Origin of the sequence: Rhodococcus qingshengii JCM 15477, assembly GCF_023221595.1 — a bacterium.
GTDB classification, from domain to species: domain Bacteria; phylum Actinomycetota; class Actinomycetes; order Mycobacteriales; family Mycobacteriaceae; genus Rhodococcus_F; species Rhodococcus_F qingshengii.
Window position 1 is genome coordinate 3,466,562 of sequence record NZ_CP096563.1, and the last position, 25,364, is coordinate 3,491,925.

The 25,364-nt window shown below is 62.7% G+C and carries 25 protein-coding genes; 5 read left to right on the forward strand and 20 right to left on the reverse strand.

Annotated features, from left to right (window positions below; all coding sequences use genetic code 11):
• Position 1: 1 nt before the first annotated feature.
• The 19 genes from M0639_RS15865 to M0639_RS15955 all read right to left on the reverse strand — a co-directional run bounded on the left by M0639_RS15865 (position 2) and on the right by M0639_RS15955 (position 19,040).
• Positions 2-538 (reverse strand): hypothetical protein, encoded by a 537-nt coding sequence (locus tag M0639_RS15865; protein WP_231915200.1) that lies wholly within the window; start codon positions 536-538, stop codon positions 2-4.
• The gene (locus M0639_RS15870; protein ID WP_064074446.1) at positions 505-1,824 is read right to left on the reverse strand and encodes an MCE family protein; all 1,320 of its coding nucleotides are present in this window, start codon (positions 1,822-1,824) and stop codon (positions 505-507) included. Before M0639_RS15870 ends, M0639_RS15865 begins: the two co-directional genes overlap by 34 nt.
• A complete protein-coding gene (locus M0639_RS15875; RefSeq protein WP_172827027.1) occupies positions 1,821-2,954 on the reverse strand; it encodes an MCE family protein in 1,134 nt (377 codons plus the stop codon). The genes M0639_RS15870 and M0639_RS15875 overlap by 4 nt, the downstream gene beginning before the upstream one ends.
• Positions 2,951-4,213 carry an MCE family protein gene (locus M0639_RS15880; protein ID WP_030536765.1) on the reverse strand — a complete coding sequence of 421 codons (1,263 nt, stop codon included), beginning with the start codon at positions 4,211-4,213 and terminating at the stop codon, positions 2,951-2,953. Before M0639_RS15880 ends, M0639_RS15875 begins: the two co-directional genes overlap by 4 nt.
• On the reverse strand, positions 4,213-5,235 hold the full coding sequence (locus tag M0639_RS15885) for an MCE family protein (RefSeq protein ID WP_030536766.1): 1,023 nt from the start codon (positions 5,233-5,235) through the stop codon (positions 4,213-4,215). Before M0639_RS15885 ends, M0639_RS15880 begins: the two co-directional genes overlap by 1 nt.
• The gene (locus tag M0639_RS15890) at positions 5,232-6,254 is read right to left on the reverse strand and encodes an MCE family protein (protein WP_058037530.1); all 1,023 of its coding nucleotides are present in this window, start codon (positions 6,252-6,254) and stop codon (positions 5,232-5,234) included. Before M0639_RS15890 ends, M0639_RS15885 begins: the two co-directional genes overlap by 4 nt.
• Complete coding sequence (locus M0639_RS15895; protein WP_054782099.1) at positions 6,251-7,420, reverse strand: MCE family protein; 1,170 nt, start codon at positions 7,418-7,420, stop codon at positions 6,251-6,253. Before M0639_RS15895 ends, M0639_RS15890 begins: the two co-directional genes overlap by 4 nt.
• Before the next feature lie 9 nt (positions 7,421-7,429).
• A complete protein-coding gene (locus M0639_RS15900) occupies positions 7,430-8,302 on the reverse strand; it encodes an MlaE family ABC transporter permease (RefSeq protein ID WP_082893183.1) in 873 nt (290 codons plus the stop codon).
• On the reverse strand, positions 8,299-9,039 hold the full coding sequence (locus tag M0639_RS15905) for an MlaE family ABC transporter permease (RefSeq protein ID WP_042923097.1): 741 nt from the start codon (positions 9,037-9,039) through the stop codon (positions 8,299-8,301). The genes M0639_RS15900 and M0639_RS15905 overlap by 4 nt, the downstream gene beginning before the upstream one ends.
• A 34-nt stretch (positions 9,040-9,073) precedes the next feature.
• The gene (locus tag M0639_RS15910) at positions 9,074-10,327 is read right to left on the reverse strand and encodes a cytochrome P450 (protein ID WP_030536770.1); all 1,254 of its coding nucleotides are present in this window, start codon (positions 10,325-10,327) and stop codon (positions 9,074-9,076) included.
• 53 nt (positions 10,328-10,380) lie between these two features.
• Positions 10,381-12,018 (reverse strand): acyl-CoA synthetase, encoded by a 1,638-nt coding sequence (locus M0639_RS15915; protein WP_007728656.1) that lies wholly within the window; start codon positions 12,016-12,018, stop codon positions 10,381-10,383.
• 26 nt (positions 12,019-12,044) lie between these two features.
• Positions 12,045-13,292, reverse strand: a complete 1,248-nt coding sequence (locus tag M0639_RS15920; RefSeq protein ID WP_156525032.1) for a hypothetical protein — start codon at positions 13,290-13,292, stop codon at positions 12,045-12,047.
• Positions 13,293-13,297: 5 nt separating this feature from the next.
• Positions 13,298-13,849 (reverse strand): Cif family virulence factor, encoded by a 552-nt coding sequence (locus tag M0639_RS15925; protein ID WP_007728648.1) that lies wholly within the window; start codon positions 13,847-13,849, stop codon positions 13,298-13,300.
• Positions 13,850-13,886: 37 nt separating this feature from the next.
• Positions 13,887-14,078 carry a ferredoxin gene (locus M0639_RS15930; RefSeq protein WP_020907945.1) on the reverse strand — a complete coding sequence of 64 codons (192 nt, stop codon included), beginning with the start codon at positions 14,076-14,078 and terminating at the stop codon, positions 13,887-13,889.
• Positions 14,079-14,080: 2 nt separating this feature from the next.
• Positions 14,081-15,475 (reverse strand): cytochrome P450, encoded by a 1,395-nt coding sequence (locus M0639_RS15935; protein WP_064074444.1) that lies wholly within the window; start codon positions 15,473-15,475, stop codon positions 14,081-14,083.
• A complete protein-coding gene (locus tag M0639_RS15940; protein WP_064074443.1) occupies positions 15,472-16,278 on the reverse strand; it encodes an SDR family oxidoreductase in 807 nt (268 codons plus the stop codon). The genes M0639_RS15935 and M0639_RS15940 overlap by 4 nt, the downstream gene beginning before the upstream one ends.
• The gene (locus tag M0639_RS15945) at positions 16,278-17,483 is read right to left on the reverse strand and encodes a cytochrome P450 (RefSeq protein WP_003944019.1); all 1,206 of its coding nucleotides are present in this window, start codon (positions 17,481-17,483) and stop codon (positions 16,278-16,280) included. Before M0639_RS15945 ends, M0639_RS15940 begins: the two co-directional genes overlap by 1 nt.
• Positions 17,480-18,046: a TetR/AcrR family transcriptional regulator gene (locus tag M0639_RS15950; RefSeq protein WP_024487471.1), complete on the reverse strand. Its 567-nt coding sequence runs from the start codon at positions 18,044-18,046 to the stop codon at positions 17,480-17,482. Before M0639_RS15950 ends, M0639_RS15945 begins: the two co-directional genes overlap by 4 nt.
• 136 nt (positions 18,047-18,182) lie before the next feature.
• Positions 18,183-19,040, reverse strand: coding sequence for a mycofactocin-coupled SDR family oxidoreductase (locus M0639_RS15955; RefSeq protein ID WP_047272231.1), 858 nt, complete (start codon positions 19,038-19,040; stop codon positions 18,183-18,185).
• Positions 19,041-19,257: 217 nt separating this feature from the next.
• On the opposite strand from M0639_RS15955, the gene M0639_RS15960 reads away from it, so the two are divergent.
• The 5 genes from M0639_RS15960 (at position 19,258) to M0639_RS15980 (ending at position 24,478) form a co-directional block, all read left to right on the forward strand.
• Positions 19,258-20,724: an aldehyde dehydrogenase gene (locus M0639_RS15960; protein WP_064074442.1), complete on the forward strand. Its 1,467-nt coding sequence runs from the start codon at positions 19,258-19,260 to the stop codon at positions 20,722-20,724.
• Between the two features lie 60 nt (positions 20,725-20,784).
• Positions 20,785-21,534, forward strand: a complete 750-nt coding sequence (locus M0639_RS15965; RefSeq protein WP_007728639.1) for an SDR family oxidoreductase — start codon at positions 20,785-20,787, stop codon at positions 21,532-21,534.
• Positions 21,531-22,466 (forward strand): NAD(P)-dependent oxidoreductase, encoded by a 936-nt coding sequence (locus tag M0639_RS15970; RefSeq protein ID WP_064074441.1) that lies wholly within the window; start codon positions 21,531-21,533, stop codon positions 22,464-22,466. The genes M0639_RS15965 and M0639_RS15970 overlap by 4 nt, the downstream gene beginning before the upstream one ends.
• The gene (locus M0639_RS15975; protein WP_003944075.1) at positions 22,463-22,924 is read left to right on the forward strand and encodes a carboxymuconolactone decarboxylase family protein; all 462 of its coding nucleotides are present in this window, start codon (positions 22,463-22,465) and stop codon (positions 22,922-22,924) included. Before M0639_RS15970 ends, M0639_RS15975 begins: the two co-directional genes overlap by 4 nt.
• Before the next feature lie 87 nt (positions 22,925-23,011).
• A complete protein-coding gene (locus M0639_RS15980; protein ID WP_047272229.1) occupies positions 23,012-24,478 on the forward strand; it encodes an FAD-dependent oxidoreductase in 1,467 nt (488 codons plus the stop codon).
• A 10-nt stretch (positions 24,479-24,488) separates the two neighbouring features.
• On the opposite strand, the gene M0639_RS15985 is transcribed toward M0639_RS15980, so the two are convergent.
• Positions 24,489-25,310, reverse strand: a complete 822-nt coding sequence (locus M0639_RS15985) for a helix-turn-helix domain-containing GNAT family N-acetyltransferase (RefSeq protein WP_003944042.1) — start codon at positions 25,308-25,310, stop codon at positions 24,489-24,491.
• Positions 25,311-25,364 lie beyond the last annotated feature (54 nt).

A 25,364-nucleotide genomic window follows, 5' to 3' on the forward strand; every position in this document is an offset into this window, starting at 1 on the left:
TTCACGGCACGAACTCCACACTCGACATCAGTACCCGCCCGTCGACGTCCTCGACACCGACGCGCAGACGGTAGGTGCGCGCCGAAGACTCTCCCGCTGAATTGCCGACCTGAGCAGATGCCGCGATCAGCACCACCCCCGAGTTACCGGATTCCGATGCCAAGGCTGCGGTGTCGACACGCCCGTCGGAATCGACGGCAAAATCACGGATGGACGCGACGAACGCAGATTCGCCGGACTTCAGTTCGTCGGCAAAGGTTCCCGTACTCAGCGACTGCAGTGTCTCGAGGTCCTCGTCGACTGTGGCGGAGTGAACGTCGATCAGAGCGAGGGCTCCTGCGACCGCACCGTCGACGTACTCTTGACGCTGGGACTCTCGCGCGCGGTCCGATCGAACTGCCAGAGCACCGAAGACGACAACGACGCTCAGAGCCGCGAGTGCAATCCAGACCAGGGCAGTGAGTACACCGCGCTTCCCTCCGACCGGATCCAGCACCTCACCTCTCAGCGATTCGTCGGCGTCAGCAACTGTTGCCACGGCTCACCCTCCCCCGGGCCGGAGTCAGCCGGAGCCAACTCCGTGTGTTGATAGTCGACTCCGTCAGGCCCGGTGTACAACTCGCCGGGTGCATTGGTCCCCGACGGCACGTACGCTTCGGGGCTCCGGCAGATCTCCGGGCTCGGTGCTCGTTTGCCCGGTACCTCCATGCAGGGAATGTTCCGAGATCCACGAACGGCGAAGACCGAGTTCTGTGGCACTTTGCAGTACAGATCAGCCGGGGTGTCCGGCACACTCGTCTGGGTCGGGTCCCGTCGCTGATCGGCCGGAAGGTAACCGGTCGAGCACGCCGCAGGGTCCTGCGCTTGGAGATGGAAGTTGACGTTCGCGGCGCCGTCCACCTGCCCGCGTTGTACGACGGTTTCCTGTGCCGCGACCAGTGGCGGCAAGATGACGAGCACCTGCTCCAAACCGGCGTTGTACGTCAAAGCCACCTGAGCGGTGCTGGTGAAATTGGCAAGCAGCACAGGCAAAGTGGGTTTGAGGCCTTGAAACAGCAGGTCGGCTTCAGTCGCGAAGCCCGGTCCGGTCTCGAGGATATTGCGCACGGACCCGTCGGCGACCTCCAACTGTCCACTGAGTTGAGCGACACTGGACGCCCACTGGCGAATCTGATCGCCCGTCACCACCTGTGTCTGCAGGAGCGGATCCAACTGCTGTACGAGCGTCGTAGCCGGCGTTGTGGCAGCGGACATCTGATCGACGAACGAAGTGGTCGAATCCAGCAGACGAGCCAGATCCTCTCCCCTGCCTCCGAAAGCTGCCGCGGACTCGTCGATCACCGATCGCAACTTGTCCTGCGGTACGGATGCGAGCATCGCCTGCGCCTGATCGAGGACCGGTCCGATCTCGGTCGGGATCGTGACAGCGTCGGGGCCGATCACGTCTCCGTCGGTCAGAAAGGGTCCGTCCGCGGTGCTCGGTTGCATGTCGACGTATTGCTCGCCGATGGCCGACACACTTCGCACCGCTACTGCGAGCCCGCTGGAGGGAACGGGAACCGCACTCTCCAAAGATAATTCGGCGCGTACCACTCCCGGAGACAGACGCACCGACCTGACCTGACCGATGGTGTCGCCGCGATAGGTCACGTTCGCGTTCCGATACAGGCCACCGGCGTCCGGCAGTTCGACTGTCACCGAATAGCGCCCGATTCCGAGCATGGTCGGAACTCTCAGGTACGAGATAGCCGCTGCGCTCATGCCTATCACCGCCAGGATCGCGAAGATCGTCAATTGCCTTCGCACCAACTTCGTGAGAATCATCGTCCACCTCCCTGGGCGGGCTGCGCTGTGCCAAGTGGGCCGGGCTGCCCTGTGCCGAGTGGGGCGGTCAAAGGATCGACCAGTACTCCGTTCTCCACCGGAGTTTGCGGCGCCCCGAACGGCGTACCGAAGCCGAGACCCGACTGGAGGCGATTACTCGTGAGGTCGATCAGCGCCCACAAATTGGTGTAATCGCCGCGCATTCCGTCGTCGATGGTCGTCTGGGGGAAGGGGAAGGTACTCAGGTTGCCCAAATTGTTGATCAGGTCCGGTCCTGTTTCGACCACCTTCTGCAGCGTCAATTCCAAGGCGCTCAAATTGGCTTTCAAATCGTCGCGGGTCCGGTCGACCAGATCGGTCCCGACGTCCCCGAACCTGCCGACCGCATCGAGGGCGGTGGTCAGGTCGACGCGTTGGGCGCTGAGTTCCGCCAAGGCCGGATCAAGGGTCTCCAACGCCTCACCGAGAACGTCTCGCTGAGCCGTGATCTCGCCGGCGAAGACGTCGAGATTCTCCATGGTCGTGACCATCGCATCACGTTGGCGGTCGAGTGTTTCGGTCACGGTATCCATCTGACTCAGCAGGTCGCGCGCCGCATCCGTCCGTCCGCCGAGCGCCGTGTTCAGCTCCGTGGTGATGCTGTGAATCTGAGCGAGCCCGCCGCCGTTGAGGACCAATGACAGTGCCGTCAACGCTTCCTCGGTGGTGGGATAGACGCCGGCCGACGCGAGGGGGATCACCGATCCCTCCGACAACCGCCCTTCCGGCGCAACATCGGTAGGCGGCGCAAGCGCGACGTGTTTGGACCCGAGCAGGCTGGTTTGGCCGATCGTGGCAGTCGCATTGGCGGGCAGGGACACCGAACCGTCGAGTGCAACCGTCACCCGTGCGTGCCAGTTGTCGGTCTCGATCGCACTGATACTTCCGACCGTCACGTCGTTGACCATGACCGGAGAGTTGGGACTTATCGACGTGACGTCCGGCATCTCGATCACGACTGCGAAACTCCCCTCACCGCGCCCAGCCGCGCCTGGCAGCGAAACCGAATTCAGCCCGCTCCATTGGCAACCCGCCAGAACCAGCACGGTGCTCGCCCCCACACAGACTGTCACCCACCTCCGGGTAGTCATCGGGGTTCCGTCGACGGCATGAGCAGTCCGGCCAGGTCAGGCGCCGGGGGCATGATCGGAAAGCTCAAGGCGCCAGTCGGTTCCAGATCAGGCTCGCTGTACACCAGTTGGTCCGGAAGAGCCCCGAGCGCCCGGGTCGGATTGATGCTCAGGTCCGGGTAGTTCGCCTTGATCGTGTTGAGCAACGGGCCGAGGTATTCGATGCACAAATCCGCGCCCTTCTTCGAGGTGTCGTTGGCCAGGCCGGCGATTCCGCCGCAGATCAAGTCGATCGGGTTGCCGACGTTCTGGAATGCGGGCACACCCACCATCGCTCCTTGGGCCGGCCGGTAGACGTTGTAGTAGTTCGACAACGCTGTCGGAGCCAGATGCAGTACCTTCTCGAGACCTGCGCGCTTGTCGACCAATACCTGGGACACGTCGGCCAACTTCGCGATCTGCTCCGTCAAGCCGGTTCGGTTCTGTTCGACGAACCGCTGTACGTCGACGACGGCGGCGTCCAGATCGGCGAGAGCCGGAGCCAATTGCGTCCGGCTCTCGGCGAGCACACTCGAGACGTTTGCCAGTCGTCCTTGGAACTGAACGATCTGTTCGTCGCTTGCGGCGAGTGCGGTCGTGAAGGTCTGCAGGCCGCGGATGGTGCCGAACAGATCGGCTCCGCCTTCGTCGAGTGTGCTCATAGCCTCCGAGAGTTCGGTCACCGAGCGCCCCAGCGCTTCCCCGTTGCCAGCCAGTGCGGATCCGGCACCGTCGAGGAAGTTGGCGGCGGGACCGCGATCGTCCCCGACGGGGCCCAAAGCGTCGGCAGCCCGGCCCAGCTGTTCCTTGATCTGGTCCCACTCGACCGGGACGGCCGTTCTGTCGAGTGGGATCTCCGCACCGTCATTCAGTGCGTCGGCGCCGTCCGTCACCGCCGGCGTCAACTGCACGAAGCGGGCCGAGACCAGCGACTGGGCAACGATCACCGCTTTCGCGTCCTCGGCGACGGGAACCTCGCGCGCCAATTTCAGTTCGACGCGCATTCGATCTCCCTGTGGGGCGATCGCGGTGACGCGGCCGACGTCGACTCCCACGACACGAACGTCGTCACCGACATACAGACCGGTCGTCGAGGTGAAGTAGGCCGTCACGTTGTAGTAGCGCAGATGTTGCACCGCAAGGTATCCCGACACGACGACGATCGCCGCACCGATGACGCTTCCACCAACGACGGCGATTCGGCGCCAGTTCACCGGTTTGCGAACTCGTAAGGCACCCATCATCGAACCTCCGGAATCGGTAGCGGCGCAGGTGGTAGCCCGAACATCGCGTTGATCAACGGTTGGGTGTATTGCGCCGGCACCAGGTTCTGGACGTAGGCGTAGTAGAAGGGGCCGCTGGCCACGGTGTCACCGAGCGTGCCCACGTACGTACCGAGACCGTCGATTCCCTGAGAAAGGTTGTCCTTGTTGTTCTGCAGAATTCCGACAACCGTGTCGAGTTTGCCGAGGACCGGCTGCAATTGCGCCTCGTTGTCGTGGACGAGTCCGCTCAGCTGGGTCGACAACGCCGAGATGTTCGTGATCACTTCCCCCAGCGCCGCCTGTCGCCGATCCAGTTCTCCCAACAAGGCGTTGCCGTCGACGAGTAGCGCGTTGACCTGTGGTCCACGCTCGGCCAGCGTCCCGGCGACGTCGTTTGCATCGGACAGCAAGGTGCGCAACATGTCGTCGCGTCTATTGACGCTGTCGGAGATCCGTGCGACACCGTCCAGCGCCGGCCTCAGGTTCGGCGCACTGTCGGACATCACCTGCCCCACTGCGTCGAGCGATTCGGAGAGTTGGTCGAGATCGATGTCCTCGACCGTCGTGGTGAGGTCACCGAGCACGTCGGGCAGCGAGTACGCCGATCTTGTTCGCTCGACCGGGATCTCGCCGCCGACCGCGATCCTTCCCGGACCGTCCAGATCGAGCGATACCGCTCGCTTGCCGAGCAACGACATCGTGGTGACGGCCGCCGATGTGCTTTCTCCCAAACCGATCGAGCCTTCCAGTGTGAAATCCACGCGCGCGAGTCCGTGCTCGACCTCGATCCGATCCACCGTTCCGATCTTCACTCCGGCGGCGTTGACTTCGTCTCCCGGCGCGAGACCGCTGGCGTCGGCGAACACCGCGCTGTACCCGACACCCGATTTCAGGAACTGCAGATTCTGATACTGGAGCGATGCCAATACGACGGCGGCCGTGACGACCAATCCCACGACCCCCACGCGTACGGCCTGGCTCTGTGCCATCTCTCTCATCGTGGTGCGCACCTTCCGGTCGTCTGATCCACCAGGTCGACAGTGAGCGGCGTACCGTCGGCACCGTCGACCTTCAGTGCGATTCCGCACAGATAGAAGTTGAAGAACGACCCGTACGAGCCGACTCGGATCAGCTGCTTGTAGTTCGAGGGCATGGACGCGAGAATCCGATCGAGCTCACTTTGTTGCTCGATCAGCGGATTCAGGCTTGCGTCCAGCTTCGACAGGTTTCCCGCGATGTCCGGGCGAACTCCGGCGAGGAGATCGGCGAAGGTGCCTGATGCGGCGTTCACACTCTCGACGGCAGTCCCGATCATCTCCCGGTCCGCCGCGAGCCCGCTGACCAGCTGTTGTAGGTGATCGAGAGTGTCACTGAACTGACCACCGCGGCTGCGCAATTCGCTGAGCACACCGTCGAGGTTGCCGATCACTCGACCGATCAGTTGGTCGCGGTCTGCGAGAGTGTTCGTAATCGATCCGGTGTGCGCCAGCACCGATGCCACAGTTCCGGACTGGCCTTGAAACACCTCGAGCAAGGACATCGACAACGCGTTGACCTGCTCCGGGTCCAGGGCTTGAAACAGCGGCTTGAAACCACCGAGTAGCGCATCGAGGTCGAGTGCCGGTGCGGTGCGATCGACAGGGATGCTCTCGCCCTCCGGTTGCGGTTCCGCGATCCCCGGATCGTCGAGCAATTCGAGGTATCGATTACCCACCAGATCCTGATATCGAACAGCGGCTCTGGTCGATACGGTCACGGTGTCACCCGTATCCACACTGAAACTCACGTGGGCACGGTGATTCCCACCGAATTCGACGGAGCCGACAGAACCGACCGGCACACCGGCGATGCGCACCTTGTCGCCGGCTCTGAGCCCGGAGGCGTTGACGAACTCCGCCGAGTACGACCTCGCCTCGCCACCTCGCATCTGGCCGAACACGAGGATCAGCCCGGCGTTGACGAGGATCATCACCAGAACAAAAATTCCGAACTTGACGGTGTACCCACGAACTTTCATCGGATCTCCGTCCCGAACAGGTAGCTCATCAGATCCGGAACCGTGTTCATCGGTTGCCCACCATTCGGCTGACGCTCGGGCGCAAACGGATTCACCCCGGTATCGGTCACCAGGTACGGCGCATTGATGTTCGGGTCGCGCAGTGGAAGGCCCATACACTGCGGGCCACCGGTTGCCGCGACCTTCGGGAGGTCGTCGGGATATCGGTACGGTTCGGTTCCGGCGATCAGACCGATCGACATCTTGATTCCTGGTTGTCCGTTGTAGGCGCCGTCGCCGATCTTCTTGCTCTCCTGAAGTCCGTGGAACATGCAGGGAATCACCGGGGAGTATTCCTCGAGCAGTGCGGTGGTCGGCCGCAGTAACGACAGAACGGTGTCGATACCGTCGGCGTTTTCTCCCAGTACGTCTTCTCCGGTGCGGGCGACCCCGATCACGTTGAGCAAGAGGAGATCAAGATTCTGCTGCTCGTCGAGAACAGTGGTTCCCGTAGTCGTGAGCGAGTCGAGGGTGTCCATCAAGTCGAGAACAGCGTCGCGGTAGGTCTGCGTGACGGCTGGCAGGTCAGTCAACACGTGATCGAGAGCCTCACGTGCAGTGTTGAATTCGAGCAAGGAGGAATCTGCTTGTTCGAGTGCGACCCCGAGCCGTTCGCCGCGTCCTTGCAGAGCAGTCGAGAGGGCACCCAATGTCGAATCGAGTTTGCCCGGGTCCACCGTCCGGAGCACGGCGGTGAGTTTCTCGAACACCGTGTTCAGCTCGACAGTAACCCGGGATGCGTCGATCGTCGCCCCGGCGGCAAGTCGCGCGCTGCTCGGCTGCTCCGGCGAGGACAGGCTGACGAACTTCGCGCCGAAGGCCGTGTTCGACGTGATCGCCACATCCACGTTTGACGGAATCGATTCGAGCGCTTCGGGATCGATCGACAACGACAGTTGTGCGGTGGCGTCGTCAGTCGGCGTGATGGACTCCACCGAGCCCACGGTCACCCCGGCCATCTTCACCCGCGCGCCCGGATCCATCACGAGCCCCACGCGCTCCGCGATCACCGTGATCGGGACGCGAGCGACAAACACCTGGTTGAAAGACGCGACCGACAAAGCGATGACCCCGACGATCGCCGCAGCCAAGCCCAGAGCAGCCAACTTGTAGCCGTATCTGTGCACGCAGTCCCCCTAACCGGACAGATTGAAGTTGCCGGAACCGCCGTAGAGCGCGAGTGAGACGAGCAGGGTCACCGCCACGACGCAGATCAGCGAGAGCCGAACCCCGCGGCCCACTGCAGTTCCCACGCCCGACGGTCCCCTGGACGCGTTGTATCCGTAGTACGTGTGGATCAGCATCACCAGTAGTGCCATCACGAGCACTTGAACGAAGGACCATGCGACGTCGACCGGATCGAGGAACGTCGTGAAGTAGTGGTCGTAAAGACCGGAGGACTGACCGAACAGCACGACCGTGGTGAATCGTCCGGCCAGAAAAGATCCTACGAGCGCCAATGAGTACAGCGGCAAGATCGCGATCATCCCTGCGGTGACGCGGGTGCTGACGACGTACGGGACCGAACTGATCGCCATCGATTCGAGGGCGTCGATTTCCTCACTGATGCGCATGGCACCGATCTGCGCGGTCGAACCTGCGCCGATCGTGGCCGACAGGCCGATTCCCGCGATGACCGGCGCAGCGATACGAACATTGATGAAGGCGGAGAAGAATCCGGTGAGCGCTTCGACTCCGATATTTCCCAGTGAGCTGAAACCTTGGATCGCAATGGTGCCGCCCGAGGCGAGAGTCAAAAATCCTACGACCGCAACCGTGCCGCCGATCACTGCCAAAGCTCCGGTGCCCATGCTGATCTCGGCTACCAGCCTCAACACTTCTTTCGGGTGTTTGCGAATTGCCCACGGGATGTGAGCGATGGCGCGCGCGAAGAAGACAGCTTGTCGCCCGACGTCGTCGATCGAGCGTGACGTTCGAGCCACCCGCGCCCGCGTGCGTCCGAACTTGCCGATTTGTGCCAGCGAATCCGACAGCGTCACCTCGATCACCCCGCCGTCAATCGGATGCCGACCGCGGTGACGATGGTGTTGACGACGAACAACGCCATGAATGCGTACACCACCGTTTCGTTGACGGCCTCCCCCACGCCTTTCGGCCCACCCCGTACCGACAGTCCGCGATAGCAGGCCACCAATCCCGCCAGCATCCCGAACAGCGCAGCTTTGACCATCGACAACGCCACCTCGGGGAGGCCGGTCAGCAACGTGATTCCCTCGACGAAGGCGCCAGGGTTCACGCCCTGGAGAAACACCGAGAAGGCGTAACCGCCGGCGATGCCGATGACGCAGACGAGTCCGTTGAGCAGCAAAGCCACCACGGTCGACGCGACCACCCGAGGAATCACCAGCCGAGTGATCGGATCGATCCCGAGCACCTCCATGGCGTCGATCTCTTCACGAATCGTTCTCGATCCCAGATCGGCGGCGATGGCAGTCGCGCCCGCACCTGCCACGATCAGCACCGTCACCACCGGACCGACCTGAGTCACGGCGCCGAGCGCGGCCCCGGCGCCGCTGAGGTCGGCGGCACCGATCTCACGGAGCAGGATGTTGAGCGTGAAACTCACCAGGACCGTGAACGGCACGGCCACCAATACGGTCGGCACGATCGACACCCGGGCGATCATCCAACTCTGCTCGAGAAACTCTTGCACCTGAAAGCGGTTGCGGAACAAGCCCACTGCGACATCGGCGCCCATCCGGTAGAACTGGCCGAGTTCGCGCATCGGGCCCGCAAGTGCAACTCTTCCGCTGTACACGTCAATGCCCCGAAGGACATGACGTGGAGTTGCCGTAGTCGACCTTGAATTCCTTGATCCCGTTGAGCCAACCGGACGAGAGCCTGCTCGGATCGCCGAGCTTGCTGATGTCGGGCATGTGATCGGCGATCTTGCCGAAGATCAGATCGACCTCCATTCTGGCCAGGTTGGCGCCGACGCAGTAGTGCGGCCCGGTTCCTCCGAACGCGAGGTGCGGGTTCGGGTCTCGGGTGATGTCGAAGACGTCGGGGTTCCCGAAGACGGTTTCGTCGAAGTTCGCCGAGCCGTAGAGCAGTACGACGCGCTGCCCCTTCGCAATCGCAGTGCCGGCAATCTGTGTGTCCACCACTGCTGTTCGTTGCATCGACGTCAGTGGCGAAGCCCAGCGGATGATCTCGTCCGCGGCGGTGCGCGGACGCTCGCGCTTGTACAGTTCCCACTGATCCGGATGCTCGAGAAATGCCATCATGCCGAGTGTCGTTGCGTTTCGCGTCGTTTCGTTGCCCGCGACAGCCAACATGATGACGAAGAAACCGAACTGTTCCGGGGTGAGTTTCTGCCCGTCGATGTCGGCATGCACCAAGCGCGAGATGATGTCGTCGAGCGGTTCCTCCCGTCTCGCCTCAGCCAGTTGATAGGCGTAGCCCAATATCTGCGCCGACGCCATCCGAGACTCGCCGGCGAGTGACTCGTCGTCGTATCCCGTCATCTGATTCGACCATTCGTACAGCTGACGGCGCCCGTCCTGCGGTACACCGATCAGCTCCGAGATCGCCTGCATGGGTAACTCGCTGGCGACCTGGCTGACAAAATCACCGCTACCTTCCGCCACGGCAGCCGACGCTATGTCTTCTGCCCGCGCTTCCAACCCGGCCCGCATCGCTTCCACCGACCGCGGAGTGAACAAGCGTGCCACCAACTTGCGCAGCTGTGTGTGCTCAGGGGCGTCCTTGTTGATGAGGACGTGTTTCGTCGCCTCCAACTCCTCCGCCGAGATGTTGTCTTCATGCCGCGGAATGCAGCCGTTGACGTTGCTCGAGAACTCCTCGCTGCGCAACGAGACGTCGCGGACGTCTGCGTGGCGGGAGACAACCCAACAACCACCGTCGTGAAATCCGCCGGTACCCGGTTCCTGGGCGTTCCACCAGACCGGAGCGCATCGTCGTAGTTCGGCGAACTCGGCAAGCGGGACGCGCTCGCCGTACAGATGCGGGTCGGTCACGTCGAACCCGTCGGGAAGGTCGATCTCAGGCATTGCAGATGCTCCTTTACGGATGGGTGCCGGGTGCCGGGTGTTGCGTGTGAGCGCTAGTCGATCCGGTGGACCGGGTCGCTGTTCTGTGAGAACTCCTTGGCCCAGCGGTAGTCCGGCTTGCCGCTCGGCGCTCGAACGACCTCGTCGGCGATCCAGAAGGAACGCGGAATCTTGTAGCCGGCGAGGTGACTGCGGGCGTGCTTCTCGATGGATTCGAAATCCGGTTCCACACCGTCGCGGATGCGAAGCACCGCCGCCACCCGATTGCCCCACCGCTCGTCCGGAACACCGATCACTGTCGCGTCGTAGATGTCGGGATGGGCCTTCACCACGGCTTCGACTTCTTCCACGAAGACCTTCTCGCCGCCGGTGTTGACCACCATGTTTCCCCGTCCGAGGAGGGTGACCGAGCCGTCGTCCTCGATCCGCGCCCGGTCTCCGGTCACCACTGCCCGCGCGCCGTTCACCTCGCGGAATATCTCGGCCGACTTCACCGGATCGTTGTAGTAGCCGAGTGGAACGTTTCCGAGTTTCGCCAGCCATCCTTCGGCGCCCGAGCCCGGCTCCAACACTCGGTTGTCGTCGTCGACGACGACCGTGAATCTGTTGGCGCCCACTTTGGGTCCGCCACGCTGCTCGAGCCCTTTGGTTGCGAATCCGATTCCGCCGAAGCCTGTTTCGGACGATCCAACCGAATCGGAGATCATCAGATTCGGAAAGACGTCGAAGAACGCATCTTTGACCGATCCGGAGAAGAGCGCAGCGCCGGAGGCGAGCACGGCCAGGCTCGACGCATCCGGTTGCAATTCGTGATGGGCTTCGACCAGTGGACGGCCCATGGCGTCGCCGGTGATGACCATGACCTGCGGGCGATATTCGGCGACGACTTTCCAGACCTGCGCCGCATCGAACTTCGGTTCGAAGATGACGGTGTTTCCGGAGAACAGAGCGTTGAACGTCGGCATCAGTGCCGAGGTGTGGATCAGCGGTGGAAGCATGCACCACCGCATCGGTTCGGCTGCCGCGGCGCCACCGCGCGACTGCTGGTACTCGTCGGCGATCGGCTCACCCGAATAGAAGTCGTAACCGCCGGCCAACACGCGCCAGATGTCTTCCTGCCGCCAGACGACGCCTTTCGGTCGTCCGGTTGTTCCGCCGGTGTAGAGAACGTAGACGTCGTCGCCGGAACGCTCGGGAAAAGCATGTTCACCTACGCGCAGCGGGGATTGGTTGCCGAGCGCATCCTCGTACGCCACTGCCCCCGGAATCGACGGTTCGTTCCCGAGAGCGAGTTCGTCCGCCACCTCGATCACGTACTTGACCCGCGGCGCGGACACCAACGCCTCGGCAACCCGCTCAGCGAAACCACGATGGAAAACCAACGCCGTGAGATCCGCGTTCTCGTACAGGTAAACCAATTCGTCGCTCGTGTAGCGGTAGTTCACCGTGATGGGAACGCCGCGGATCTTGAAGGCCGCGAGGACAGCAACCATCGCCTCGATCGAGTTGTGCAGTTGAATACCGATGTGCGAACCGACACCTAACCCGACGGACTGGAAGTAATGCGCCAATCGGTTGGCCCGCTCGTCGAGCTCACGGTATGTCACCTCGTCGCCGGAAACGATCAGCGCGAGGCGATCGGGCATCGCATCGACGGAATGCTCGAACAGGTCTGCAAACGTGTACGCCATAGGTTGAGTCCTTCGGGTTCGGCCGGTCAGACGACGAAGAGAGGCAAGGGGATTCCGCGATCTTCGAATACGAATGCCGCGCCGGTACTGACCTTCGTGATGGCGACTTCGACGCATTCCGGAGCGGGAGCCTCGGTGATGTCGACGGCCAGAAGAAGCCCCGCGGCATCTTCGGCCACCACTCTCACGGTGAAGTGCGGATTCACGCCGCGGACCAAAGCTTGGAGAGGATCAAGGTGCTCGCTGCCGAGCAAGGTCGGCCAACCGCCATCGCGGTCGACAAGAGCTTCTCGCGAGATCCGCAGCTCCAGAGCACCGCCGTCCTGTCGAATCTCGCTCTCCACATACTGCTTCGGATTCAGCAAGGGATGCACGGACAGGACCAATGCCAACGATTCCAGCGTCGAAGGAAGCCCGAGCGCATCTCGAATACGCTGTGCCGCAACTCCCGCGATTCCGGTCAATTGCTTTCGCGTGATCTCGCGAGCCTTGTCTTCGTCGGCACGGCGGCGAACCGCTGCCAGAAAGCCCAACGCCAACAGATGATGCTGCACGCAGATCTCCTCTGCGATACGAACCAAGGCTGATCGCGAGAAGTCGGAAAACCTCAGGTCGGACAACAACGGACCCGAGTAGTCCGCCCTACCGTCCCCACCGTGATCGATCGGGCTCAGCTCGACCGTCACCGCGGCGGTGCGTCCGATCTGCTCGGTGTGCGCGGTCATCACGGGAGGCGTGTGCGACGGGTCGATGGAAACGGTCCAGGCGCAGTGCGGATGTCGGTCGGCGGGCCTGCGCGGTGGTCGGTGAATCGGCCGGATCTGGGCGCGCGGGTTGGTCGCGATGGCCGTTGCATCGAAAGTCGGATCCTCGATGTCGTGACACATCGAGGTCACGAACTCATCGCCCAACGGCTCGACGTCCATGAGTGCTCCGCAATGGTCGAGCCAGAATTCACCGTGCAGCGGATCGTCGACCCGGTATCGGAAGTCCATGAACTGTGGAGGAGCGCCGATGTCGAGTTGTAATCCTTTGAAGATCGTCACGACGTCGTCGCCCTCGTATCCGAGAGCCTTCTGCATGCGGCGGGTGTACCAGGGGCTGGCCGACTCCCACTCCTCGACGGCCACCTGTGCCATACCCTCGCGTCCGAATTCGACGATCAGATGCGCCATGCCCGAGCGATCGATCAGCTGCCCGCACAGGAGCAACTCGGGCACCAGCACGGCAAGGTCGCGCTGCGAGAGTGCCTTGAAGGAATCGCGCACCGACATCGGACTCACCACAGCGAAACCGGCGCGGTGCCCACCGGATACCAGCCCGGTAGCGGGTCGCCCGAGATCGATCGCTGGATCCGGCCCTGCATCCCCTTCGAGAGAGCGTTGTTGCCGATCATCTCCATGAACAGTGCCGACACGTTCCCGAAGTCGAAGAAGTCACGCTGCCACGACCATTGGAAATCCCCGCCGTAGCGGAACCAACTACCACCGATACCGTAGACGGAGTAGTTGCTACCGTCCTCACGCTTGGCATCGGAAATCTGCTTCCACAAGCCGATCACGTTTCCGCTACGGTCGTCGATCACAAAGTCTTGATACGGATACTCCCAGCCTTCGAGGCCCTTCATCTCGAGACCGAGCGCGACTTCGCGAATCTCCTCGCGCCCCACCGCCATGAAATCCTGCTTGGGGCCGTAGTTCCACCCGTACGTGGCGTCCTCGGTATACATGTCCGCCAACGGTTTCCAATCGCCGGCGGCTTCGGCCTTTTTGTTCGCCTCGATCCAGCGTTGGACCATCTCGTCGAGCTCTGCGCGGTCGAAACCCGTCATCTGAACTTCCTCCCTCGAGCACATGAATTCGCTGCAATCAATCGACAATTCTCAGGGCGCCGGTCGGGCAGTACCTGACCGCCATCTCGGCTTCACCGCGGAGCGACTCGGGTGGGTCCGAGTCCAGAAGACTGACCTTCCCCCGCTTCGGGACGACAAAGATCTCCGGTGCCTCCAGCTCACACGCCGCATGGCCTTGGCACAGGTCGAGGTCGACTTCGACGTGCATGATCACCCCTCACGCCCGGGACGTGTTCGGCGCCGGTACCTCACCGCGCACGGCTGCTGCAACTGGACGACCATCTTGCTGTGGTCGTTTCGGTAGGATTCCGACGGCTGCGCCATCTCGAACTCGAAGTCCCGCAGCAGGATCGAGAAGATCGCTTTGAGCTGCATCTGGGCGAACGCAGCGCCGACGCAGCGATGCCGGCCGGCTCCGAACGGAATCCACGTCCAGCGGTTGACGATGTCCTCTTGATTCGGGTCGATGTACCTCCCGGGATCGAAGGTGTCCGGCCGGGGAAAGTCCTCGGCGATTCGATTGGAGATCGCGGGTGTCGCGGCGACAAGATGGCCCTCTCGGATCTCGAAGCCGCCCACTTCGAAATCTCCACGTGCCACCCGCAACAGGATGATCAACGGCGGATGCAGTCGAAGGGTTTCCTTGACCACAGCCTCGAGAACCGGAATCTGGCGCAGGGCATGAAAACTGATGTCGGCGCCGTCGGAGTACAGATTGTCGAGTTCGTCGACGACGTCCGTCATGGTGTCGGGATGCCGCAACATCTCGATCAGCGACCACGCTGCCGTGCCGGAAGTCGTATGGTGGCCGGCGAACATCATCGAGATGAAGATTCCGGTGATCTCGTCGGCACTGAACCGGAGGTCGCCGTTCTCGTCCTTGACCGAGACCAACACGTCCAACATGTCGCGGTCATCCTTGCCCTGCGGAGGATTCGCGATGCGCCCGTTCATGATGTCCTGTACCAGAGCGACCAACGCCAACCGGGCCTCGTCGCGGCGGCGGAAACTCTCGATCGGCGCGTACGGATCCACGAAAGCCAATGCATCCGTTCCCTGTTCGAGCTCGTGATACAGCTTGGCGAAGCTATCATCCAGTTCGTCGCGGAACTTCTTGCCGATCAGGCACGCCGACGAGGTATAGATGGTCAGCTCGGCGAAGAAGTCGAGCAGATCGATCTCGCCTTCGTCTCCCCACTGCGCGACCATCGCCTCGACTTCGCGGCCGATCGTGGCGGCGTGCCCGCGCATGTGTTCGCCGCGCAGAGCCGAGTTGTGCAGCATCTCTTTACGCCGCTCCGGGCTGGCGTCGAAGACGACGCCTTCACCGAATATCGGCTTCATGAAGGGGTAAGCCGCTTGTTGGTCGAGATCCTCGTCGGTGGAGCGGAAGAAGAACTCGTTTGCCTCGGCTCCGGACAGCAAGATCACTGTGCGGTCGGCAAGTTGAAAGGCGCCGACGTCACCACATTCCTCACGCACCCGGCGCATGAGCGCTATCGGGTCGGTTCGCAGTTCCTCGAGATGCCCGTGCGGGAGATCCCCGCCGGACACCCGCGGCGGCTCTGGCAGTGTTCGCGACGTCTCTTGCACTCCGTGCGTCATGTCGTCTCCTGTGAGTTCGCAGTGGGAAGTTTGTCCAGTGGCGCCTCGGGCTGAACTTCGACGAGCACGATGTGTGCTCCTCGCGGCGCCGACACAACGGCGACGATGGCATTGGCGATGTCCGAGGCGCGCAGAAAGTAACCATGGCGGGCGAACCCCCACTTGCTCCACGATTCCCCGACCGGTCCGATGATCTCCGGCGTCGTGTCCATCCCCATGCCGGTCAGTGTCGGCCCGGGTCGCACGATCGACGCGCGAATGCCTGTTCCCTCGAGCTCCATTCGCATCTGACGCCCCATTGCCTCGAGCCCGGCCTTCGCTGCGTCGTACGCACCCATGAGTGGACGCTGGCGCTCGGCACAATCCGAGCCGATCAGTACGAAGTCACCGCGCTGTCGTTGCCTCATACCGGGGAGAACACGATGCGCCAATCGCTGCGCACCGACGAGGTGAACTTGGATCTGCCGTAGAAACGCCTCAGGATTCATCTCGTCCGCAGCCCCGAATTCGAGGTCTCCGGCACCGGAGACGACGATTTCCGCGGGGCCGTGGACTGCCTCTGCGGCCGAGACGAACCCGTCGACCGAATCACCGTCCGTGACGTCGAGGAAGTGGGCGAACGCTTCACCACCGTTGCTGCGGATCTTCTCGGCGATGGCTTCGCATTCGGCGACTCGACGCGCACCGAGTGCAACCGGATGCCCGAGTTCGACCAGGGCATACGCGGTGGCTGTGCCGATTCCCGACGACGCACCACTGATCAGTGCCGGCCGGCGAACAGGATTGGGTTCGAAACGAGGCATCAGCGCACCTGCACTTTCACCGGCAGGGCCGCAAAGCCCCGGACATTTGTCGAATGAACACGCTCGATTCCGGACTCGACGACTTCGTAGTCGCTGACCCGCCGCCCGAACTCCGCCAGGGCGATCTTGGCTTCGAGCTTGGCAAGGTGGGCACCGAGACAGAAGTGCACGCCACCACCGAAACTCGCGAGTTTGCCCGACGAACTCCGGCCGATCTGGAAGCTGTCGGCATCGTCGAAGACGTCGGCGTCTCGGTTGGCCGATCCGATCAGGAGCAGGACCTTCTCCCCCGCCGGAATGGTGCGTCCGTGGTATTCGAGGTCGACAACCGAAGTCCGAGCCACGATCTGACTCGACGTGTCGTAGCGAAGAGTCTCTTCCACCCATTCCGAGGCTCGTTCGGGATCGTCGAGGACCGGTGCGATCTGCTCCCGGTGGTGCGAACCCCAGTACAGAGCGTTTCCGAGAAGCTTGGTCGTGGTCTCGTTTCCGGCCACGACCATCAGAAACATGAATCCGAGGATCTCCTGGTCCGAAAGCTTGTCTCCGTCGATCTCGGCGTCGAGCAAGGCCGAGGTCAGATCGTCCGTCCGCGATCGGCGACGCTGCGCGATCATCTCCTTGTAGTAGCCCATCAAACTGATCGAAGCCTCCACCGCAGGTTGCGGCACGTCGAGAACACCCGCCTCTCGATGCACCACCAGATCCGCCTTGCGCCGCAGTTCGGCTCGGTCGGGTTCGGGGACACCCATGAGTTCGGAGATGACGTCCATCGGCAGCTTTCCCGCCACCTCCGTAATCCAGTCGAACTCCCCCGCGCCCAGCGCGGGTATCAGATGTTGCTTCGTCAGTTCGAGTATCCGGCCGTCGAGCTCCGCAACACGCCGCGGTGTGAATCCGCGAGAAACCAACTGGCGCAACCGCATATGGCGGGGATCATCCATAGCGAGAAACGACATCACATAATGCGCGTGTGGACCGTATGCAGCGGGGTCGAGTGATACTCCGTTTGCGCTCGACAGACGCTTGTTGTCCTTGAATCCGTCGACCACGTCCGCATATCGCGACAATGCCCAAAAGCCCACGTCCGGATTGTGATACAGGGGTGATTCTTCGCGCAGACGCTTGTACGTCGGATACGGATCGTCGTGAAAGTGGTAGTCGTACGGATTGAAGACCACCGGATCGATCAAAGCTTCTGTCATGATTTCTCCAGGATCAGTAGAGCTGAGGCCTCGAGGCGTCCAGCGATTTGCGCGTAGGTTCCGTAGCCGATCCCTGCCCGCAGAAGCGCCCCGGCATAAAGCATTTCGAGCGCTTCCAACACTTCGGGTTCGCCATTCGGATCCAACGCCGAGGCGAGTCGTTGATGGATCTCGAGCCCGATCCGGCCGCGAAGATGTTCCACTTCAGGGTCGGATCCGAGCAGTGCATTGGTCACGGCGGCCGATACCTCCGGTTCGTCCGCGAGAAGCAGCGCGATATTTCGAAGTACAGACAGCACGTGCGCGGTGCGATCCAACCCTGAGCCATCAGGCGCCGACGAGTTCTGAAGTCTTCGCCAGAAAACCTCTGCGACGAGATGCTCCTTGGACGCGAAATACGTGTAGGCGGTCGCAGTTCCTACACCCGCTTCGGCCGCAACCGAACGGACAGTCAGCCCGGAAAACTCTTGTTTGCGTAGAACTTTCACTGTTGCTTCGGCAAGCCTGGCCACAGTTTCCGCCTGTTTGCCCGTGAGGCGCCTGCGAGTGGATTCGTAGACAATCGATCCCCCGCCACTTGAATCGCCCCGTTTGCTGGACACGTGTCTGGACGTTACTACAGCGTCCTGTCCAGGGCAACGAAATGGGGAAACTCAGAAAATTCACCACGAACAGGCAGCAGCGACGCGAAAAGTTCTACTACAGACCGATCTTCATCCCGGCACCAGCGTCCACGCGCAGTTGCTGGCCGGTGACGAATCGCGACTCGTCCGAGGACAGGTACACGACTGCATGCGAGATGTCCGCGGGTTCGACCCACGGGATCGGCATCGCCTGCATGAACGGGAACGTCACAGCCGCATCCTCGGCGGTCGGATTCTCGAGGTCGGGACGGAACGTCCGGTACATCGGCATGCTCTGCAACATGTCGGTGTTCACATTGGTCGGATGAATCGCGTTGACGCGAATGGAACTCGGCCCGAGGGTCAGCGCCAACGAACTGGTATAGGCCTGAATCAGCTTCTTGGCCAGGCCGTATCCGTCGCCACCCGGACCCTGGAGCGCCTGTTGCCCGTTGAATCCGGTCTGCGGCACCAGACCGGCAACAGAGCCGATCGCGATGATCGAACCCCCTTCGCCGAGGTATTCCATCGACGCGTGCACTGTATTGACGACACCGAGAAAGTTCACATCGAAGGCGTCGACGAAACCGGCGGTCGACACGTGTTTGCCCAGCGGACAGATACCGGCGTTCGCCACGACGACATGCAATCCGCCCAACTGCCCTACCGCCTCGGCAAGTGCTGTTTCGAGTCCGGCGCGATCACGGACGTCGACACGCGCCGTCACCACCTGCTGCCCGGCCTCCTTTACCAGGCGAGCGGTTTCCTCCAGATCGGCTGGACTGGCGAGCGGGTATTCGTTGCTGGCGATGTCTGCGCACAGATCGAAGGCGATGATGTGCGCGCCCTCCTGCGCGAGACGGACGGCGTGACTGCGCCCCTGACCTCGAGCAGCGCCGGTCACCAACACCACTTTTCCGTCAACTCTGTTCATTTCGACCTCTCTCCTGTGGATGTGAAGACGTGGTTGTGAATGTGCGGTGAACCGTAGCGGCGCCGCACCGGACACGAGGCGGTTTTCGTCGAAGCAGATCCGAGACCCTCTCGAGACCGCTGGGCTCTCGAAATCTCTTATGCCCCAAAAACCATTGCCTCAACCACAAGTGTGAACTAGAGTCCAGACACATGTCCAGAAAGAGAGGGTTTGCGCTATGACGCTTCGACCCGCAGACAGTTCTGCACTTCTCGTCGACGGAAAACTGGTTCCCGGATCCGGCGGGACCTTCGAAGTTTTCAACCCGGCGACCGAGGAACTGATCGGCCGTGCGGCCGAAGGCACCGCCGCGGACATGGACGCGGCCATCGCCGCTGCGCGCCGTGCGTTCGACGACACCGAATGGGCACGCGATCACGGGTTTCGCGCTCGCTGCCTGCGCCAACTGTGCGATGCACTCCAGTCCCACATCGAGGAGTTGCGTGAGATCACCGTCGCCGAGGTCGGCGCACCGGTCATGCTGACGAGCGGTCCGCAACTCGAAGGCCCGATCGAAGATCTTCGCTACTGGGCCGATCTGATCGAAACCTATTCGTGGGAACAAGATCTCGGGCACGCGTCTCCCATGGGGATTCCGACCCATCGCCGACTTCTCAAGGAAGCCGTCGGCGTCGTCGGCGCAATCACACCGTGGAACTTTCCGCACCAGATCAATTTCACCAAGCTCGGTCCCGCCCTCGCAGCCGGCAACACCATCGTTCTCAAACCCGCGCCGGACACGCCCTGGTGCGCCGCGCTGGTCGCCAAGGTGATTGCAGAAGAGACCGAGATCCCGGCCGGCGTAGTCAACGTCGTGACGTCGACGGATCACTCCCTAGGCGCGCAGCTGTGCAGCGATCCGCGCGTCGATCTCGTGTCCTTCACCGGTTCCACCGCCACCGGACGCACAGTGATGGCCACGGCCGCGCAAACTCTCAAGAAGGTCTTCCTCGAACTCGGGGGTAAGTCCGCATTCATCGTCCTCGACGATGCGGACATCAAAGGTGCATGCTCGGTTGCCGCGTTCTCCGTCTGCGTTCATGCCGGTCAGGGATGCGCGCTCAGTACCAGACTTCTGGTGCCGCGCGCTCGGTACGACGATGCTCTGGCCGCGGCATCTGCCGCGATGGCGGGTATCCGAGCCGGCGACCCCAGCGCGCGCGGAACGGTGTGTGGCCCGGTCATCTCGGCGCGCCAGCGCGCCAGGGTGGAGAGCTACCTCACCCTCGCGGTCGAAGAGGGCGGCACGATCGTGACGGGTGGGGGCCGTCCCGACGATCGCGAGAGGGGTTTCTTCGTCGAACCCACTCTCATTGCCGGGCTGGACAACTCGTCTCGCGTAGCGCAGGAGGAGATTTTCGGGCCCGTCCTCGTGATCCTTCCGTACGACAACGACGACGACGCTATCCGGATTGCCAACGATTCCCCCTACGGCCTGTCCGGGTCGGTGTGGGGCACCGATCCCGATCGCGTCGCGCACGTCGTTGCCGGTGTCAGAACCGGAACGCTGAGCGTCAACGGCGGCGTCTGGTATTCGGCCGACGCACCGTTCGGCGGCTACAAACAATCCGGGATCGGCCGCGAAATGGGCCTCGCGGGTTTCGAGGAATACCTCGAAACCAAGCTCGTCGCTTCACCTTCCTGACATTCCACACCCTCACCCCACACCCTCACCACAGAATGATCACCACGAAAGTAGGTCGACATGGGACGTTTCGACGGTCGCACCGCGATAGTCACCGGAGCAGCGCAGGGTATCGGAGAGGCGTATGCCCGCGCTCTGGCCGCGGAGGGGGCCAACGTGGTCGTGGCGGACCTCAATCGCGAACTCGGTGAAGCTGTCGCCAAGCAGATCACGGCAGACGGTGGAAGTGCCGTGTTCAAGGACGTCGACGTCGCCGACGGGGAGTCGACTGCGGCACTTGCCGACTTCACGATCGAGCAGTTCGGCAGCATCGAGCATCTGGTGAACAACGCTGCCATCTACGGCGGAATGAAGATCGATTCCCTGTTGACGGTGGACTGGGACTACTACCGAAAGTTCATGAGCGTCAACATGGACGGCGCACTGCACGTGTGCCGGGCGGTCGTACCTCATATGCGAGCGAAGGGCGGTTCAATCGTCAACCAGTCCTCCACAGCAGCCTGGCTGTACTCGAACTACTACGGACTCGCGAAAGCCGGTGTCAACAGCCTGACACAACAACTCGCGACCGAACTCGGCTGGTCGAACATCCGGATCAACGCCATCGCTCCCGGTCCCATCGACACGGAGGCGACTCGAACCGTCACCCCCGGCAACATCGTCAAGGACATGGTGAAGCGAATCCCGTTGCAGCGCATGGGAACGCCGGAGGATCTCGTCGGCATGTGCCTGTTCCTTCTCTCCGACGACGCAGGCTGGGTGACCGGGCAGATCTTCAACGTCGACGGAGGCCAGGTGTACCGGTCATGACGCAATCGGCGCCGAAAGCCAGCGCTTCGAAAACCAGACTGGGATACATCGGCCTAGGCAACATGGGCGCGCCGATGGCGCAGCGCCTCCTGGACTGGCCGGGCGGACTGGTGGTGTGTGATGCCCGCACAGAAGCGCTCGAACCGTTCACCGCTGCGGGCGCGAGCGCAGCATCGACGCCCGCCGACGTTGCAGCGCAGGCGAGCATCATCTCCGTCACGGTGCTCGACGACGCGCAGGTACGCGAGGTTGTGTGCGGGCTGCACGGGATTCTGTCGACCGCACAGCCGGGCACTGTCGTCGCGATTCACTCCACTATCTCGGACACCACGGCGGTGGAACTCGCTGACATCTGTCAACAGCGTGGTGTTCTGCTGGTCGACGCGCCGATCAGTGGCGGTGCCGGCGGCGCAGCGCAGGGCAGGCTGGCAGTGATGATCGGCGGCTCCGACGAGGCGTTCGGAGCCGTCCGCGAGCCCTTCGGATCCTGGGCCGAGCTGGTGGTTCACGCCGGTGACGTCGGCGCGGGAACGCGAATGAAGCTCGCACGCAACCTTCTTCACTTCGTCTCGTTCACCGCCACGACCGAGGCCGCGCGACTCGCCGAAGCAGCAGGACTCGATCTCCGCACGCTCGGAAAGGTCGTCAGGCACACCGATGCGATCACCGGTGGCGCGGGCGCGATCATGCTCCGCGACACCACCGCACCGGTCTCGGAGGACGACCCGTGGTTCTCGATACTGCGGCATGTTCGCAATCTCGGGGAGAAGGACTTGGCCTTGGCCATCAACCTCGGTGATCGGCTGAATCTCGACCTGCCGCTCGCGCACCTTGCGCTCGCCGGACTCGGTGCCGGTCTGGGAGTCGGGAATGACAGCGAAGACAGGCCGGCCGAACCTTCAACGGCATCTACTACTCGGGAGCACGCATGACCGACACCACTCACATGACCGATGCCGGTGGAACCGACGAAAGCCGCATCTCCGAGGCCCGTGCTCGTGGCGTCGCGAAGATGAACGAGGTGTACGGCTGGGAGCTTCCCGCCGACGTTCCCGGCGACTTCTTCGCGGTCACCGCCGACCACCTCTTTGCCGACATCTGGACGCGACCGGGACTGTCGGTACGTGATCGACGACTACTCCTGATCGGTGCCATCACCGCCCAGGGGCAGAACGATGTGGCGAAGATCCAGATCAACGCTGCTCTCCACAACGAGGAGTTGACCGAGCAGCAGTTCGAAGAGGCCGCAATCTTCCTGTGCCACTACGTCGGCTGGCCGCTGGCCACCGGGCTCAACAATGCGCTGATCGCCGTGAAGGCCGACAGACGTAAAGCCGCGCGCGCCAAGGAGAAGGCCGCGGCCGATTCCGCGAAAACGGACACCGACTGACTTTCGGTCGAGATACTGCCATCAGGGCATCGATCACACCCACCGATTCCCCCACCAACCAACCAGAAGAACGAAGGATCCGAATCCATGGCCGAGGCCAGCTCAATCCGTCCGCAGTCCTCCGCAAACATCGAGCAGTGGCACTTCGAGGCTGACGTCGTCGTCGCCGGCTACGGCATTGCCGGAGTGAGTGCTTCGATCGAGGCCGCGCGAGCGGGCGCCGACGTGTTGGTGCTCGAGCGCACGAGCGGCTGGGGCGGCGCTGCGGCGCTGGCAGGCGGATTCATCTATCTGGGCGGCGGGACCCCGTTGCAGCAGGCACTCGGGTTCGAGGACTCCCCCGCCAACATGAAATCGTTCATGATGGCCGCACTCGGTCCCGGCGCCGACGAGGAGAAGATCACCGACTACTGCGAAGGCAGCGTCGAGCACTACAACTGGCTCGTCGACAACGGTGTGCCGTTCAAGGAGAGTTTCTACGGCCAACCCGGCTGGGAAACACCCTTCGACGACGGACTCATGTATTCCGGCGGCGAGAACTCGGCACCGTTCAACACGATCGCGACACCGGCCCCTCGCGGGCACGTTCCACAGATGAGCGGCAAGCGCACCGGGGAGAAGGGCGGTGGTTTCATGTTGATGAAGCCACTGATCGAGACGGCCGAAAGCCTCGGCGTACGAGCAGAATACGACATGCGAGTCCAGCGCCTGGTCGTCGACGGAGATCGAGTGGTCGGCATCATCGCCAAGCAGTACGGCAAGGAAGTGGCAGTTCGAGCACGCACGGGTGTCGTTCTGGCGACGGGAAGCTTCGCCTACAACGAAGCGATGATCCAGTCGTACGCCCCACGGCTGATCGGGCGCCCCGGTGCGGCTATCGAAGAGCACGACGGAAAGTCCATCCAGATGGCGCAGGCTCTCGGGGCCGACCTCGCGCACATGGACGCCACCGAGGTCGCATTCTTCGGCGACCCCCAGTTGATGATCCGCGGCATTCTCGTCAACGGACGCGGCCAGCGCTACGTCAACGAGGACACGTACCCGGGAAGAATCGGCCAGGAGACGCTGCTGCGCAACGAGAATCAGGCCTACCTGATCATCGACGAAGCTTCCTACGAAGAGGGCTGCGCCGCCGACAGTTCCACACCGTTCTTCAGATTCCAGCCCAAGTGGGTGGCCGAGACCGTCGAGGAACTCGAATCCGACATGGGTCTGCCGGAAGGCACCCTCCAGTCGACCGTCGAGGTCTACAACCGCCACGCCGCCCGTGGTGAGGACCCGGTATTGGGAAAGAAGAAGGAGTGGGTCAAGCCGATCGGCTCACCCGTCGCTGCGCTCGATCTTCGCAATTTCACCGCCGGATTCACGCTCGGCGGTCTGCGCACGTCGATCAACTCGGAGGTCATGCACGTCTCCGGCGAACCGATCCCGGGTCTGTTTGCCGCTGGACGATGCACCGCCGGTGTCTGCGCTGGCGGGTATGCCTCCGGAACGTCCCTCGGAGACGGCAGTTTCTACGGGCGACGCGCCGGAGTCAGCGCTGCCAAGGGCTGAGCGTCTCTTCTCAGATGTCAGCGTCCTCGCTGCGACGTTCGAGGAACAACGTGTCACGCCACCGCCCACCAAGTTGAGCGATACGCGAGCGAGTGCCGACGACTCGGAATCCGACGGCCTGGTGCAAGGCGACGCTTGCCCGGTTCTCCGGGAAAATCGACGACTGCACTGTCCAGATCTCACTGGCGTCGGCGGCTTGCACCTGTCGGCGAAGCAGCAGCTTGCCCACGCCGCGCCCGCGAGCGCCGCTACCGATGTAGATGGAGTTCTCGGCGACCCCGCGGTAGCAGTCTCGCGAGGACACCGGGCTGAGGCTCGCCCAGCCTTCGACGCGGCCGTCGATCTCGGCCACCCATCGATGATCGGGTAACCATTGCGCGTCGAGCTTCTCGGCGGATGGCACCGAGGTGGTGAACGTCGCGGTTCCGGTGTCGATTCCTTCGCGGTAGATCGAGCGGACGGCATCCCAGTCGCCGGATTCCATGCGGCGCACCACCACGTCATCGGGAAGAACTCCCAGTGTGTCTTCGACCGGACCGCGAGCAGCCACGACGGCGGCTGCTGCCATCAGATCGGAGTATGCCGTTCCGGCAACACTGACAACCGAAGTGCCTTCACGCACCGAAGCCTCGACAAAACCGACCTCGATCAAGGCCTCGAGGTGGGCACTCAACGCCGACGGCTCGAGTGATGCGGCGTGTGCAATCGTGTCGACGTCGATCGGACCGCCGGCAGCAAGTCGGAGCACTCGCAGCCGCGTCGGATCACCCAGGCACGCAAACCTGCGCGCAAGTACGTCGGTGTCGAGGGGAGCGAGTGTTTCTGAACTCATGAGGCGACTATAACGCCGCTGACCTGCAGTTTGGTCGGCTAGGTTCGGCAAGAG